This is a genomic window from Streptomyces sp. NPDC054770, from assembly GCF_053611985.1.
Map to the genome: position 1 here is coordinate 20,408 of NZ_JBSHBL010000098.1, position 14,859 is coordinate 35,266.

At 71.9% G+C, this 14,859-nt stretch carries 15 protein-coding genes; 7 read left to right on the top strand and 8 right to left on the bottom strand.

The window, feature by feature from the left end:
- The first annotated feature begins 42 nt into the window (after positions 1–42).
- Positions 43–459: a DUF742 domain-containing protein gene (locus tag ACWGKQ_RS45610; RefSeq protein ID WP_089104679.1), complete on the top strand. Its 417-nt coding sequence runs from the start codon at positions 43–45 to the stop codon at positions 457–459.
- Positions 446–1,042: a GTP-binding protein gene (locus tag ACWGKQ_RS45615; RefSeq protein WP_453297981.1), complete on the top strand. Its 597-nt coding sequence runs from the start codon at positions 446–448 to the stop codon at positions 1,040–1,042. Before ACWGKQ_RS45610 ends, ACWGKQ_RS45615 begins: the two co-directional genes overlap by 14 nt.
- Positions 1,043–1,135: 93 nt before the next feature.
- Here the strand turns inward: ACWGKQ_RS45615 and ACWGKQ_RS45620 are convergent, their stop codons facing one another.
- The 3 genes from ACWGKQ_RS45620 to ACWGKQ_RS45630 are packed head-to-tail and all read right to left on the bottom strand — an operon-like array spanning position 1,136 to position 3,575.
- Positions 1,136–1,801 (bottom strand): ABC transporter permease, encoded by a 666-nt coding sequence (locus ACWGKQ_RS45620; protein WP_453297982.1) that lies wholly within the window; start codon positions 1,799–1,801, stop codon positions 1,136–1,138.
- Positions 1,798–2,448: an ABC transporter permease gene (locus tag ACWGKQ_RS45625; protein WP_453297983.1), complete on the bottom strand. Its 651-nt coding sequence runs from the start codon at positions 2,446–2,448 to the stop codon at positions 1,798–1,800. The genes ACWGKQ_RS45620 and ACWGKQ_RS45625 overlap by 4 nt, the downstream gene beginning before the upstream one ends.
- The gene (locus ACWGKQ_RS45630; RefSeq protein WP_453297984.1) at positions 2,445–3,575 is read right to left on the bottom strand and encodes an ABC transporter ATP-binding protein; all 1,131 of its coding nucleotides are present in this window, start codon (positions 3,573–3,575) and stop codon (positions 2,445–2,447) included. Before ACWGKQ_RS45630 ends, ACWGKQ_RS45625 begins: the two co-directional genes overlap by 4 nt.
- A 243-nt stretch (positions 3,576–3,818) precedes the next feature.
- Between ACWGKQ_RS45630 and ACWGKQ_RS45635 the strand changes: the two genes are divergently transcribed.
- Together ACWGKQ_RS45635 and ACWGKQ_RS45640 are read left to right on the top strand one after the other, a co-directional pair.
- The gene (locus ACWGKQ_RS45635; RefSeq protein ID WP_453297985.1) at positions 3,819–4,664 is read left to right on the top strand and encodes a dolichyl-phosphate beta-glucosyltransferase; all 846 of its coding nucleotides are present in this window, start codon (positions 3,819–3,821) and stop codon (positions 4,662–4,664) included.
- Positions 4,661–6,736 (top strand): ArnT family glycosyltransferase, encoded by a 2,076-nt coding sequence (locus tag ACWGKQ_RS45640; protein ID WP_453297986.1) that lies wholly within the window; start codon positions 4,661–4,663, stop codon positions 6,734–6,736. Before ACWGKQ_RS45635 ends, ACWGKQ_RS45640 begins: the two co-directional genes overlap by 4 nt.
- Positions 6,737–6,798: 62 nt before the next feature.
- On the opposite strand, the gene ACWGKQ_RS45645 is transcribed toward ACWGKQ_RS45640, so the two are convergent.
- The 3 genes from ACWGKQ_RS45645 to ACWGKQ_RS45655 are packed head-to-tail and all read right to left on the bottom strand — an operon-like array spanning position 6,799 to position 9,291.
- Complete coding sequence (locus ACWGKQ_RS45645; RefSeq protein WP_453297987.1) at positions 6,799–7,521, bottom strand: FAD:protein FMN transferase; 723 nt, start codon at positions 7,519–7,521, stop codon at positions 6,799–6,801.
- A 2-nt stretch (positions 7,522–7,523) separates the two neighbouring features.
- Entirely contained in the window at positions 7,524–7,943 is a 420-nt protein-coding gene (locus ACWGKQ_RS45650) for an FMN-binding protein (protein ID WP_453297988.1), read from the bottom strand.
- Between the two features lie 10 nt (positions 7,944–7,953).
- Positions 7,954–9,291, bottom strand: a complete 1,338-nt coding sequence (locus ACWGKQ_RS45655) for a ferredoxin reductase family protein (RefSeq protein ID WP_453297989.1) — start codon at positions 9,289–9,291, stop codon at positions 7,954–7,956.
- A gap of 151 nt (positions 9,292–9,442) precedes the next feature.
- On the opposite strand from ACWGKQ_RS45655, the gene ACWGKQ_RS45660 reads away from it, so the two are divergent.
- Complete coding sequence (locus ACWGKQ_RS45660) at positions 9,443–10,138, top strand: response regulator transcription factor (RefSeq protein ID WP_453297990.1); 696 nt, start codon at positions 9,443–9,445, stop codon at positions 10,136–10,138.
- Positions 10,139–10,206: 68 nt separating this feature from the next.
- On the top strand, positions 10,207–11,634 hold the full coding sequence (locus tag ACWGKQ_RS45665) for a sensor histidine kinase (RefSeq protein WP_453297995.1): 1,428 nt from the start codon (positions 10,207–10,209) through the stop codon (positions 11,632–11,634).
- Here the strand turns inward: ACWGKQ_RS45665 and ACWGKQ_RS45670 are convergent, their stop codons facing one another.
- Both ACWGKQ_RS45670 and ACWGKQ_RS45675 read right to left on the bottom strand, forming a co-directional pair.
- Positions 11,635–12,936, bottom strand: a complete 1,302-nt coding sequence (locus ACWGKQ_RS45670; protein ID WP_453297991.1) for a PP2C family protein-serine/threonine phosphatase — start codon at positions 12,934–12,936, stop codon at positions 11,635–11,637.
- Positions 12,937–13,059: 123 nt separating this feature from the next.
- Positions 13,060–13,452, bottom strand: a complete 393-nt coding sequence (locus ACWGKQ_RS45675; RefSeq protein WP_453297992.1) for an ArsR/SmtB family transcription factor — start codon at positions 13,450–13,452, stop codon at positions 13,060–13,062.
- Between the two features lie 97 nt (positions 13,453–13,549).
- Here ACWGKQ_RS45675 and ACWGKQ_RS45680 point away from each other — a divergent pair, with 97 nt between their 5' ends.
- The gene (locus ACWGKQ_RS45680; RefSeq protein WP_453297993.1) at positions 13,550–14,815 is read left to right on the top strand and encodes an MFS transporter; all 1,266 of its coding nucleotides are present in this window, start codon (positions 13,550–13,552) and stop codon (positions 14,813–14,815) included.
- Positions 14,816–14,859: the final 44 nt, after the last annotated feature.

Consider the following 14,859-nt stretch of genomic DNA (forward strand, 5'->3'; position numbering starts at 1 on the left):
CGGTCGGCACCGCCGAGAAGGCCGAGAGAGGAAGACACAGCCATGGCGGACGGCACCCCGCCCCCGGGCCCGGACCCGGTCGGCCCCGCCCCCGCCGTACGGCCGTTCCTGGTCACCGCCGGCCGGGTGGCGGACAGCGCCTCCGGACCGGCGATGCCCGTCGAGACCCAGGTGGTGGCCACCGCCGCCGGGCTCGCCGTGCTGGACCGGCTCTCCTTCGAGCAGCACGACATCGTCGCCGCATGCCGGATTCCGCAGTCGCTCGCGGAACTGGCGGCCCGGCTGCGGCTGCACCTGAACGTGGTCCGGGTGCTGGCCGAAGACCTGCGCGAGGCCGGGCAGCTGACGGTGCACGTGCCCGACTTCGAGGCCACCCACGACTCGTCCGTCCTGCGCAGGGTTATCGATGGCCTGCGGGCCATCCCCGACTCCCGAGGGGTACTCCGTGACACCGACTGACTCGCTGACCCGGGGCGCCGGGCGTACGGCCGTACGGCCGCCGCTGCCGGTGAAGATGGTCATCGCGGGCGGTTTCGGCGTGGGCAAGACCACCGCCGTCGGCTCGATCTCGGAGATCGAGCCACTGACCACCGAGGCGTCGATCACCGAGGTCGCGGCGGGCGTGGACGACCTGTCGCTCACCCCGCGCAAGACGACCACGACCGTGGCGATGGACTTCGGCTGCATCACCATCGACCCGACGCTGAAGCTGTACCTGTTCGGCACGCCCGGGCAGGAACGGTTCGGCTTCATGTGGGACGACATCGTCGAAGGCGCGCTCGGCGGGCTCGTCATCGTTGACACGCGTCGCCTCGACGACTGCTATGCCGCGGTCGACTACTTCGAGCACAAGGGGATTCCGTTCGCCGTCGCGATCAACGCGTTCGACGGCCACGTCGAGCACACGCTGGACGAGGTTCGGTGGGCGCTGGACGTCGCCGAGGGGACGCCGCTGGTCGTCTTCGACGCGCGGGAACGGGGTTCCGTGCGGGATGCGCTGCTTGTCGTGCTGGAACTGGCGTTGGCGCGTAGTGGGGGGTAGTGCGGTGGGTGGGGAACTGTCCGCCGCGTGGGGCTGATCGCGCCCACGCGGCGGAGCCGCACATTGATACAGTCCCGCGCCCCTGACGAGGCGCTATCCCCTACGTACTCCGGGAGAGACCGTCAGTCGGGCCACCGCCCAGAAGATGCCCAAGGTCACCAGGGCCATCGCCGCCACCAGGGTGGCGCCGCCGACTACCTTCTCGTAGTTCTTCTGGTACAGGCCGTCGATGATGTAGCGGCCGAGGCCGCCCAGGCTGACGTACGCCGCGATCGTCGCCGTCGAGACGATCTGGATGGCCGCCGAGCGCAGGCCGCTGAGGATCAGCGGGAGGGCGACCGGGAGTTCCACCTGGAAGAGGACCCGTGCCTCCGGCATGCCCATGCCTCGCGCCGCGTCCACCGGGGACGGGTCGACCGAGCGCATCGCCTCGTATGTCGTGACCAGGATCGGCGGTACCGCGAGGATCACCAGCGGGATCATCACCGGCAGCAGGCCGAAGCCGAGCCAGATGAACATCAGGACCAGCAGGCCGAAGCTGGGCAGCGCCCGGCCTGCCGTGGCGATCAGGGCGAGGGTGTTGCCGCCGCGGCCGTAGTGGCCGGTGATCAGACCGACGGGCAGCCCGATGGCCGCCGCGTAGGCCAGCGCCTCCAGGGAGTACTGGACGTGCTCCCAGAGGCGGGTCGGGATGCCGTCGTAGCCGTGCCAGTTGGAGCTGTCGCTGAAGAAGCTGTGGATGAAGTTGAGGATGTTCACCGGGTGCTCTCCTTCGGCATCCAGGGAGTCAGCACACGGCGTACGAGGACGAGGACGGCGTCGGCCAGGATGGCCAGCACGGCGGTGGTCACGACCGAGTTCACCGCCAGTACGGGGCGGTGGTAGGTGTTCGCGTCGTTGAGCAGGTTGCCGAGGGCGCCCTGGTTGCCGATCAGCATGCCGACGCTGACCAGGGAGATGCTGGAGACGGTGGCGACGCGCAGGCCCGCGATGATCGCGGGGACGGCGATCGGCAACTGCACCTGGAAGTAGCGGCGTACCGGGCCGAGGCCCATCGCGGTCGCGGCGGCCAGGGTCTCCGCGGGGACCGAGCGGACGCCGTCCACGATGGCCGGGACCAGGACCACCAGGCTGTACACCGCGAGCGGGATCATCACGGTCGTCTCGGTCTGGCCCGTGTAGTCGATGAGGACGACGAAGAAGGCCAGCGAGGGGATGGCGTACAGGATGGTGGTCACGCCCAGCACCGGCGGGTACAGCCAGCGGAAGCGCACGCAGAGCTGGGCGATGGGGAGCGAGACCAGAAGGCCGGCCAGCACGGGGATCAGGGCCTCGCGCAGGTGCAGGCCGATCAGGCCGAAGTAGGTGTTCTGGAGGTCGCTCGGGATGTCGAAGAAGCCGCTCATCCCCCGACCTTCGCGTCGTCGCGGCCCTCGGCGTGCGCGGTGCGGATCGCGGCGCCGATGACCTGCTGGGAGACGACACCGACGGCGCGTCCCTCGCCGTCCACGGCCACCGCCCAGCCGGTCGGCGAGAGGACGGAACCGTCGAGGGCGGCGCGCAGCGAGTCCCTGCCGGGCACGAAGGGCCGCCCGTACGGCACCAGTTGCTCCGGCCGGATCGAGCCGGCGGTGAGGGCCCGCGGCTCGCCCCAGCCGAGCGGCCTGCCGTCCAGGTCCGTCACGAGGAGATAGGGGGCGTCGGCCGTGCCGCGGGCGCCGAGCCGGGAGGCGTCGGCGTCTATCGCGACGATCGGGGCGGTCTGCAGCTCAAGGGCCGTGGACGGGAAGAAGGACAGCCGCCGGATGCCCCGGTCGGCGCCGAGGAAGTCCTCGACGAAGGCGTCCGCGGGGTCGGTGAGCAGTTCGGCCGGCGGGGCGTACTGGGCGAGGTGGCCGCCGGTGCGCATCACGGCGACCATCGTGCCGAGCTTGATCGCCTCGTCGATGTCATGGGTGACGAAGACGATGGTCTTGCCCAACTCGTCCTGGATGCGCAGGAGTTCGTCCTGGAGGCCCTTGCGGACCACGGGGTCCACGGCGGAGAACGGCTCGTCCATCAGGAGCACCGGCGGGTCGGCGGCGAGCGCCCGGGCCACGCCGACGCGCTGCTGCTGGCCGCCGGAGAGCTGGTACGGGTAGCGCTTGGCGAGCGCGGAGTCGAGCCCGACCCGCTCCATCAGCTCGGCCGCCCGGGCCCGGGCCTTCTGCTTGGTCCAGCCGAGCAGCCGGGGCACGGTGGCGATGTTGTCGATGATGGTGCGGTGCTGGAAGAGACCGGCGTTCTGGATGACGTAACCCATCGACCGGCGCAGGATGTTGACCGGCTGCGCGTGGATGTCGGCGCCGTCCAGGAGGATCCGGCCCTCGCTGGGCTCCACCATCCGGTTGATCATCCGCAGGGTCGTCGTCTTGCCACAGCCCGAGGGGCCGACGAAGACGGTGATCGAGCGATCCGGTATCTCCAGGGAGAGCCGGTCGACGGCGACCGTACCGTCCGGGTACCGCTTGGTGACTGAATCTATCCGTATCAAAACGCCGAATGCCCTTCGGGTTTGGCAGAAACTGCCCAGTTTTAGACCACGGTCGCCGTGGTGCAGGCGGTTGCGGAGTGAGTCTAGACCGCGAGTGTTTCAGCACTTTGGCGGCTGACTGATCCTCTTCAGTTTGTGACCTGACCGAGGCCCGCTGTGCGGGACCTGTGAGTTCCCTGATTCTCATTCCTCGCTCAGTGAAGCCTCACGACCGCCCCAGACAGCGCCCCGATCGTCATGGTCATGAACGAAACGAACGCGGGAGGCGTCCGGCGCCGATCGGTCGAGATCGTGGTGCCGGTCCACAACGAGGCCCATGTCCTCGCCGGCAGCATCGGCCGTCTCCACGCATACCTCGAAGACTCCTTCCCGTTCCCGTTCCGCATCACGATCGCGGACAACGCGAGCACGGACGCCACCTGGACGGTGGCGACCGGCCTGACCCTGCGGCTGCCGCACGTCCACGCCCGGCGGCTGGAGGAGAAGGGCCGGGGCCGCGCCCTGAAGCACGTGTGGAGCCGGTCCACGGCCGACGTCGTCGCCTACATGGACGTCGACCTCTCCACCGGGCTCGACGGCTTCCTGCCGCTCGTCGCCCCGCTCCTGTCCGGGCACAGCGACCTCGCCATCGGCAGCCGGCTGCACCGGCAGTCGGCGGTGGTGCGCGGCCCGAAGCGGGAGTTCATCTCGCGCTCCTACAACCTCCTGCTCAAGGCAGGCCTCGGCGCCCGCTTCTCGGACGCGCAGTGCGGCTTCAAGGCCGTGCGCACCGAGGTGTTCCGCGCCCTCGCCCCGCACATCGAGGACACCGCCTGGTTCTTCGACACCGAACTCCTGGTGCTCGCCCAGCGCAACGGGCTGCGCGTGCACGAGGTCCCGGTCGACTGGGTCGACGACCCCGACAGCCGGGTCGACATCGTCCGCACCGCCGTCGACGACCTCAGGGGCATGGCCCGCATGCTCCGGGCCACCGTCACCGGCCGCACCCGCGTCCACGCAGTGCCCCGCCGTACCACCGTCCCCCAGAACGTCACGGCCCTGCCCACCGGGGCAGCCACCGCCGCCGAGCCCATGGAGTACGCGTCATGACGACCCTCGCCCCGTCTCCCGCCCCGGTCCAGGACGGCCGGGGGCACCGGGCCGCCACCCCGCCGGCCTCCCGTGCCAGAAGGCTGTTCCTGGGCTCCCCCGAGGACCCGCGCTGGGCCCGCCCGGCCCTGTGGGCGATCCTGCTCCTGGCCACCGCCCTGTACGCCTGGAACCTCACGTCCCTGACCGGGAACACCTTCTACGACGCGGCGGTCTACTCCGGCACCAAGAGCTGGAAGGCGTTCTTCTTCGGCGCCCTGGACTCCGGCAGCTTCATCACCGTCGACAAACCCCCCTTCGCCCTGTGGGTGATGGGCCTGTCCGCCCGCGCCTTCGGGTACGGCACCTGGCAGTTGGCACTGCCGATGGTCGCCGTCGGCACCGGCTCGGTGGCCCTGCTGTACCGGCTGGTGAAGCGGGACTTCGGGGTCGTGGCCGGCACGATCGCCGCCCTCGTCCTGACCCTCACCCCGATCACCGTCGCCATCAACCGCGACACCAACCCCGACCCGGTTCTGGTCTTCCTGATGCTGCTCGGCGCGGCAGCGCTCCTGAAGGCCGTGCGCTCGGGCAGGTTGCTGCCCCTGGTCTGGTCGGCGGTCGCGATCGGCTTCGCGTTCAACACCAAGATGATGCAGGCGTACGTCGTGCTGCCCGCGTTCTTCCTGGTCTATCTGTGGGCCGCGAACGCCTCGCTGGGCAGGCGCGTCCGCAACCTCGCCGTCGCCACGGTCGCGCTGGTCGTGAGCAGCGCCTGGTGGATGGTGGTCGTCGACCTGATCCCGGCCTCCGCACGGCCCTACATCGGCGGCTCCACCGACAACACGGTCTGGGACCTGGTCATCGGCTACAACGGCTTCGGCCGGATCTTCGGAGCCAGTTCGTCGGTCGGCTCGCAGGGCAACGGGGCCAGCTTCGGCGGTAGTTCGGGCCTGTACCGGATGTTCAACGACATCATGGGCGGCCAGATCTCCTGGCTGATCCCGTTCGCCGCGATCGCCCTCGCCGGCGGCCTGGTGCTGCGCGGCCGGGCACCGCGCACCGACGCCAGGCGGGCGGCCCTCATGCTGTGGGGCGGCTGGTTCGTCCTGCACTTCCTGACCTTCTCGCTCGCCGAGGGCACCTTCCACCCGTACTACGTCACCGCCATGGCGCCGGGGATCGCCGCCCTGGCCGGCGCGGGCGGGGTCATGCTGTACAAGGCCTTCCGCGACGGCCCGGCCGCCAAGTGGGGCTGGGTGCTTCCGGTGGCCGTCGCCGCCAGCACCGTCTGGGCGGTCGTCCTGCTCCAGCGGGTCTCCGGCTCCGGCACGGTGTACACGGTCGCCGAGGCGGTGGCCGCGCTGGGCGGCGCGCTGGCGGTGACCGGGCTGCTGGTCGGGCGGTTCATGAAGCGGCAGAAGCTGGTGGGCCTCGCGGCGGTGGCGGCGGTCGTCGCCCTGCTGGCCGGCCCGGCCGCCTACTCCGTCTCGGCGGCCACGACCGCGAGCAGCAACGGCACCAACCCGACGGCCGGGCCCAACACCGGTGGCGGCATGGGCGGTATGGGCGGCGGCCAGCGGCCGAGCGGCGCCGCGCCGAGCGGGACCAGGAGCGGCACCGCCCCCAGCGGTTCCGGCAGCTCCGGCGACCAGACGATGGGGCAGCCGCCGACCGGCAACAGCTCCGCGTCGGACACGGGCTCTTCGTCCTCGTCGAAGACCGCCGAGGCCCAGACGGGCGGCGGTATGGGCGGCACCCAGGTCAGCTCCGCGATGATCACGTACCTCGAGAAGCACCAGGACGGCGCCACCTGGCTGGTCGCGGTGGCCACCGACCAGACGGCCTCCTCGATCATCCTGGAGTCCGGTCAGCCCATCATCTCCATGGGCGGCTGGTCCGGCAGCGACAACGCGATGACCCTCGCCAAGCTCAAGAGCCTGGTGAAGGCGGGCAAGCTGCACTACATCGTCGTCAGCAGCGACGGCGGCCAGGGCACCAACTCCGAGATCGCGACCTGGGTGAAGAAGCACGGCACGGCGGTGAGCGCCTACAGCGGCCTGTACCGCCTGGACGCGTCCGACGTCGGCTGATCAGTCCGGAACCCGAAGGGCGGGCCGCCGGTGGCGGCCCGCCCTTTCCCGTGGTCCCGCGGTCACGCGGCGACCGGGAAGCCCGCCGTCCGCAGCACCTGCCGGCCGGTGTCCACGGCGAACACCTCGCAGCCCGGACGTGCGGCCGCCCACCCGACGCCCTCGGCACCCATCGCGAAGGCGGCCGTGGCCACGGAGTCCGCCTCGGTCAGCGAGGAGGCGACGACCGTCAGGCTGAGCAGGCCGGTCGCCGGACGCCCGGTGCGGCCGTCGACGATGTGGTCGCCGCGCTCGTAGCGGGCGGAGGTGGCGACCGCCCCGTCGGTGAGTTCGAGGACCGTGCACAGCCGGTCGGCGTGCTCGGGGTGCCGTACCCCCACCCGCCAGGGCCCGCCGGAGGCGACCACGTCACCGCCGGCGTTCAGCACGAACCGGCGCGCCCCGGCCGCCCACAGCAGTTCCGCCGCCCGCTGCACCGACCAGCCCTTGACCACCGCGCACGGGTCGAGGCCCCGCCCCGGCAGCCGTACGTCGAACGCGCCCCCGGTCGCGAGCCGGTACTCCTCGCACAGCGCGAGCACCTCGGCGAGGTCCGCACTCACCTCTGACTCGGCGAGTTCGCCCCGGTCGAGCCGGGAGACCTCGCTGTCCGGCCGGAAGGGGCTGAACCGGTCGTCGACCTCGCGCAGCCAGGCGAACACGGCGTCCGCGGCCGCCCCGAAGTCCCCCTCGTCGTCGATCCGCAGCGACACGGGGAAGCCCATGACGTGTTCGACCCGGTGCACGGTCAGCCCTTCGCGTCGATCGCGGCCTGGAGGGACTCCCGGTAGCCGTCGCTGGTGATCGTCGCGCCGGACACGGTGTCGATGTCCGCGCTCTGTGCCTTCAGTGTCTCAGCGATGAGCACCGGGACCGCGGCCGTGGTCTGCGGGTGGTCCGGCTGCTGGAGCATCGTGACGGCGGAGATCCTGTCGCCGTCGAAGGTGACCTGGACCTGGACCGGCCCCTTGTCGGTGTTGACGGTGGTGCCCTTGACGACGGTCCCGGAGGCCGGCGTGGCGGCGGAGCCGGACGCGGCGGAGGTGGCGGACGGTGTCGTGACGGGTTCGGCGGTGGCGGAGGTCGTACCGCCGATCGACGGCTCGTAGCGCCAGACGGGGATCAGGCCGGCGATGCTCAGGGCGACGACAGGTATGGCTCGCTTCACGGTGTCTCTCTCATCCCGCCAGGCTGAAACGCTCGAAGTGGATCTGCGGCTTGGGCACGCCCAGGTCTCCCAGGGTGCGCAGCACCGCGTTCATCATCGGCGGCGGCCCGCACAGGAAGACGTCCCGGTCGGCGATGTCCGGCACCAGTCGGACCAGCTCGCGCGGCGCCAGTTTGTCGGGGACCGGCGGCCCGGTGACCAGGTGGAGTTCGGCGCCCTTGGCGACGGCGAGGTCGCGGAGTTCGTCGTAGAGGACGGCGTCCCGGTCGGTGCCGACGCGGTAGATGACGACCGCGTGGCCTTCGAGGTCCTCCAGGAGGGCGCGGACGGGGGTGACGCCGACGCCGCCCGCGATCAGCAGGGACTCGGTCTTTAGGCGGTGCAGGGTGGTGAAGGCGCCGTAGGGGCCCTCGGCGAACACCCGGGTGCCGGCCTTCAGGTGGCGCAGGCCGGCGCTGCCGGCGCCGGCGGCCTTGGCGGTCAGGCGCAGGGTGCGGCCGTCGGGGGCGGCGGAGAGGGAGAAGGGGTTCGCCTGCCACCAGCGGTCCTTGGTCAGGAACCGCCACAGGAAGAACTGACCGGCCTGCGCGCCCAGCTTGTCGAGATCGCGGCCGGTGACGTAGACGGAGACCACGTTGTCCGACTCGGGGACGACGGCGGAGACACGGAACCGGTGGCGGTGGTTGCGCCACAGCGGCAGGACCAGCCGGCCCAGGGCCACCGAGCCGAGCGCGACGCCCCACAGGGCGTACCAGTAGGCCGTGGCGGCGGACGACGCCGTGAACGTCGTACCGACCGCGACCTGGTGGCTGAAGGCGAGCACCACGGCCACATAGGTGTACAGGTGGATGAAGTGCCAGGTCTCGTAGGCGAGCCGGCGGCGGGCGTAGCGGGCCGAGACGGCGCCGATCACGAGGATGATGCCGAGCGCGACGACGGCGCGGAACACGCCCTCGGTCGTCTCGGCGAGGTCGACGATCTCGCCGATCGGGCCGACGCCCGCGCCGTCGGCGTACCCGAAGCTGATGAAGACGGCGTGCGCGAGCAGCGTCCAGAGCAGCGCGAAGCCGGTCCAGCGGTGCCAGGAGGTCAGCCGGTCCATGCCGATCCGGCGGTCCAGCCAGGGCAGCCGGGCCACCAGCACCAGCTGGAAGGCCATGACGAGGGCGCCGTACAGGCCGAAGAAGCGGCCGATGACGATCAGGGCGTTGGAGGCGAAGCCCGCCTGGGCGAAGAAGCAGGCGACCACGGCCGCGTTCACGGCGAGCACGGCGTACAGGCCCGTGCGGGCCACCACCCTGGGGCGTATCGCCGTGGGGGGCGCAGGGGGTGATTGGACGGTCGTCACGGGTGGGCAGCTCCTTGATGGGGTCCTGGGAGTCGAGCTTCACCCGGGGCTGCTGTCGTTTTCCTGTCGGGCCGCTTTCAACTGCTTATCGATGTCTTTTCTGTGTGAGCACGGGTCTGGCGTCCGCGGCCGGGTGGCGCAGTATGAGCGGGTGGAAAAAGTACGACTCCTCGTCGTGGACGACGACCCGCCGATCGCCGACCTGGTCGCGACGGTCGCGCGGTACGAGGGCTGGGACGCGGTCACCGCGTATTCGGGTGAGGACGCGCTGGCCAGGGCCGCCGAGTTCCGGCCGGACATCGTCGTGCTCGACCTGATGCTGCCCGACCTCGACGGCTTCGGTGTGCTCGACCGGCTGCGGCGCTCCGGGGCGATGGTGCCGGTGGTGTTCCTCACCGCGCGCGACGGGGTCGCGGACCGGGTCGCCGGGCTGACCCGGGGCGGGGACGACTACCTGGTCAAGCCGTTCGCGGTGGAGGAGCTGATGGCCCGGCTGCGCACGGTGCTGCGGCGCAGCGCCGGGCCCGGCTTCCAGCGCTCGGTGCTGCGGGTCGCCGACCTGACGATGGACGAGGACACCCGCGAGGTCCGCAGCGGCGACCGGCTGCTCTCCCTGACCCCGACCGAGTTCGAGGTGCTGCGCTACCTGATGCGCAAGTCGCCGACCGTGCTCACCAAGGCGCAGATCCTCGACCACGTGTGGGAGTACGGCTTCGGCGGCCGTTCGAACGTGGTGGAGCTGGTCGTCAGCCGGCTGCGCCGCAAGATGGACGAGGCCGGCGGGGAGCCGCTGATCCACACCGTGCGCGGCTTCGGGTACGTCATACGGCAGCAGGCGGCGGAGTGAGCGGAGTGATCGGCCGGTTGCGGGCCGGCCTGCCGCGGATCGGCCGGTTGCGGCGCTCGTACCTGGCCATGCGCCTGGGCACCCGGCTGGCGCTCGGGCTCGGGGCGCTGGCGCTGGTGGTGTTCGCGGTCGTCGGCACCACCCTGACCATGTACATGCGGGACTATCTGTCGCATCAGCTGGACGACCAGCTGGGGCTGGCCCAGGTCGCCCAGTCCAAGAGCATCGCGCAGAACGGCACGCTCCAGGGCAAGAAGTACTACCACTGGTACTACGCCGTGTACGACGTCTCGCAGGGCACCCCGGTGCTGCGCAAGCCGGAGGACAGCAGTGACCTGCCCTCGGACATCGCCCCGCTCACCTCGGTGGCGAAGGCGCAGCTCGCCGCGGGCACCGAGGTGCTGCGCACCAAGGACCTGTCCGGCCAGGGCGAGTACCGGCTGCGCGGCTGCGAGGTGGAGCCGGGCGTGGTGCTGGTCAGCGGGGCGCCGATGGGCACCATCGACGACACGGTACGACAGCTGGTCACGGTCCAGGTGGTCGCCTTCGGGCTGGCCCTGCTGGGGCTGGTGGTGCTGGGCCGCCGGCTGCTGCGGCACGGCCTCGAACCGCTGAGCGACATGGCGCACACGGCTCACGGCATCGCCTCGCACAACCTGACGGAGTCGGCGGCCCGGCTGCCGCTGCGCGCGGCCAAGCGGGGCGGCGGCCCGGAGGTCGAGGAACTGCGCACGGCGTTCAACACCATGCTCGAACACATCGACCACTCCCTCGCCGTGCGCGCCGAGGCCGAGCAGCGGCTGCGCCGCTTCGTCGCGGACGCCTCGCACGAGCTGCGCACCCCGCTGATGTCGGTACGCGGCTACGCCGACCTCTTCCAGTACGCCGCCGCCAACGCCCCCGAGGAACGCGACAAGCACCTGGCCCGGCTGCGCGCGGAGGCCGCCCGGATGGGCATCCTCCTCGACGACCTGCTGCTCCTCGCCCGCCTCGACGCGGCCGAGGTGGAGACCCCGCTGCGGCTGGAGGACACCGACCTGACGGAGCTGGTCCGGGAGGCCGCCGACGCCTTCCGCGCGGCCCACGCCGACCACCCGCTGACGGTCTCGGCCGGCCCGGACCCGGTCCCGCTCCGCCTCGACCCGGTCCGCATCCGCCAGGTCCTGGACAACCTCCTCACCAACGCGGCCGTCCACACGCCCACCGGCACCCCGGTGTCCGTGACGGTCGCGGTCACCGCCGGCTCGGCGTCGGTGACCGTCACCGACCACGGCCCCGGCATTCCGGCCGACGACCGCGCCCGGGTCTTCGACCGCTTCTACCGCGTCGACAAGGCCCGCAGCCGCGACCGCGGCGGCAGCGGCCTCGGCCTGTCGGTGGCCAGGGCGCTGGTGGAGGCCCACGACGGAACCATCGGTCTGGGCGACGGCCCGGCGGGCACGACCACGTTCACACTGACACTGCCCAGGCGGCCGGCGGCCGCGCCGGCTCGGTAGCTAGCCCTCCTCCTCCGCCGCCGCTTCCGCCGCCCCCTCCGCCTCGGCGTCGCTGAACCCGCCCTGCCGGGGGTGCGGGCGCGCTGCCAGCACCGCGACGTCGTCCTCGGCGTTGCGGGCGTCGAGGCGGGTGAGGATGGAGTCCAGGAGAGCGTCCATGCCGACGGCGGGGTTGAAGTGGAGGTCGGCCAGGCGGCCCAGGGAGCGGTCGATGTCCTCGTCCCGGTGTTCCACCAGGCCGTCGGTGAAGAGCACCAGCGCCTCGCCGGGTTCGAGTCGGTGGGTGGCCGATTCGTAGCCGCCGAGGCCGGTGCCCAGGGGCGGGCCGACGGGGACCAGCAGGAGTGCGGTACGGCCTCCCCTGGTGATCAGCGCGGGCGGCAGATGGCCGGCGCTGGCCAGGGTGACCTGCCCGCGGCCGGGGTCGACGCGCACGAGCAGGCAGGTGGCGGGTCTTCGGTCCGGCTCGGTGGCGGCGATGTCGTCCAGCTGGCGCAGCACCCGGTGCGGCGGCAGCTCGGAGGCGGCGATGTAGCGCAGCGAGGACCGGTAGGCGTTCATGTCGACGGCGGCCTCCAGACCGTGGCCCATCACATCGCCGACGACGAGCAGCGTGCGCCCGAAGTGCAGCCGTACGGTCTCGCACCAGTCGCCGCCGACCAGCACCCGGCCGCCGGCCGGAAGGTAGCGGATCGCCACGTCCAGGTTCGGGTGCGGGCGGCCCGGCTCGGCGATCAGGGCCCGCTGGAGATCACCGGCGGTGCGGTTGACCTGCTCGTACTCGCGGGCGTGCCGGATGTGGGAGGCGGCGCGTTCGGCGAGGAGGGCGAGCTGTTCGGCCTCCGCCCGGGCGAAGGCCCTCCCCTCGCGGGCGCAGACCAGGACGCCGTACTGGTCGGATCCGCTGGTCAGGGGCGCGCACAGGGCCGGGCGGGTGCGACCGCCGGCCGGGCTGGAAAGCCAGGGGTCCGCCCAGTGGTCGGCGGCCGGGGTGCCCGCGTCGCGGGCCACCGCAGTGGCCCAGCGGGCGTCGGGCAGCAGATCGGCGTCGCCGGTGATCGACTCGTACCCGGAGACGGTGTCCCCGACGCGCCGCAGCACGGCCGCGCCGCCGCCGGCCAGCCGTACCGCCGCCCGGGTCAGTTCCGTACAGGTGGTGGACTCGTCGAGGCTCGTGCCGATGCCGGCCGCGGCCGTGCGCAACGCCCGCAGCGGCGCGGAGGGGGCGGCGTCCGGTCCGCCCGAGCCGTCGGCGATCGCGGGTCCCCGGCGGGACTGGAACCATCGTGTGACACCCGGCACCCTCACAGAATCTCAAACAGCACCGCTCCGGGCACCAGCCGCCTTGTGTCACCCCTCCCTGACACGGTTCACGGGGATGGGTGACCGGCCGGGGACGGGGCGCGGCCCAGGCGTCGACGCGGTTCAGGACCCGTCCGGAGTCCACGCCGCGACCAGTTCCAGCAGGCCGGGAAAGCGTGCGTCGAGGTCGGCGACGCGGACGTGGCTGCGGCGCTCCAGGCCGTACTGGCGCTGCCGGGTGATGCCCGCCTCGCGCAGGGCCTTGAAGTGGTGGGTCAGCGAGGACTTGGGGCGGTCGAAGCCGAACCAGCCGCAGGTGTGGTCGAACTGCTCGGACTCCAGCAGGAGTTTCTGCACGATACGCAGCCGCAGCGGGTCGCTCAGCGCACCCAGCACCGTCTCCAGGCGCAGGTCCGCCGGCGCGGGCTCGGGCAGCGGCTCGGGCAGATCCGCGGGCTCCGGCAGCACCTTGAATCCCGGCGTCCGTACGGACGCCGGACGCGCCGTGGCTGGCATGGGCGACTCCTCATGACCCGAATTCCATGTACGACTCCGATCGTACTGCATGCTATGTTCGAGAAAACTCGTACTGCACCAGCAGGAGGGACCTGTCATGTCGGAGAGTCGAACCGCGCCCGTGAAGGTGGTGGATGAGCCGGCAGGCGCGGCGGGTGAACCGTCGAAGGCAAGCGCCTCCCCCGCTCCCACCTGGTGGGTATGGCTGGCCGCCTGGCCGGTGACGGCGGTCTTCGTCCTGTCCAACGCGGCGACACCGCTGTACGTGCTGTGGCAGCACAAGATCGGGTTCTCCAAGGGCACCCTGACCGTGATCTTCGCCTTCTACATCGTCGGCCTGCTCGGGTCGCTGCTCGTCTCCGGCGTCGTCTCCGACCGGCTCGGCCGCAAGACGGTCCTGCTGCCCGCCCTGGGGCTGGCCCTGGCCGCCTGCGTGATCTTCGCGACCGCGTCGAGCGTGGCCGCGCTGATCGTGGCCCGGCTGTTCACCGGTATCGCCGTCGGCGCGGTCGTCTCCGCCGGCATGGCCGCCGTGACGGACGTGGCCGGGCAGCACCGCAAGCGGCTCGCGGCCCTGCTCGCCTCCTGCGCCATGGTCTTCGGGGCCGGTCTCGGCCCGCTCCTCGCGGGCGTCCTGTCCGAGACCCTGCCCGCCCCCACCGTCACCGTCTTCATGGTGGAGATGGCGCTGCTCGCCACCGCCGTCCTCGCCGTGCTGCGCATGCCGGTGCGCCGCCCCGCCGCCCCCGCCAAGGGCGCCTGGATCCGCGTCCCCGGCGTCCCGCACGGCAACGGCCGGCAACTCACCCTCGGCATCGCGGTGTTCGCGCCCGGGATCACCGCGACCTCGTTCGTGCTCTCGCTCGGCCCGTCGCTGCTGTCCGGTCTGCTCGGCACCACCAGCCGGATCGTCGCCGGTGCCATGGCGTTCGTGATGTTCCTGGCCGCCACCGGCGTGCAGTTCGCGGTGCAGAAGCTGCCCCGGCGCACCATCCTGACCGCCGGCGCCGTCAGCACCACGCTCAGCATGGTCGCGCTGGTCACCGCCGTGCACACCTCGTCGGTCCCCGTGCTGATCGCCTCCGCGCTGCTGGCCGGGGCGGGCCAGGGCATGGGGCAGCTCGGCGGGCTCTCGCTGCTCAACCACAGCGTCCCGGCACAGCGGCTCGCCGAGGCCAACGCGGCCCTCAACGTGGGCGGTTACATCCCGGCGGGCCTGCTGCCGGTCTCGGCCGGCTATCTCAGCGACGCCATCGGGCTGACCAACGGCGCGACCGTGTTCGCGGGCGTCCTGATGGGCCTCGCCGTCATCGGCGGCCTCGTGGTCGTCGCATCCCGGCGCAAGGTCGCCGAGCCCGCATGACCCGTCGGCACCCGCACACCCGCTCCGGCGGCGCACCGCAGCAC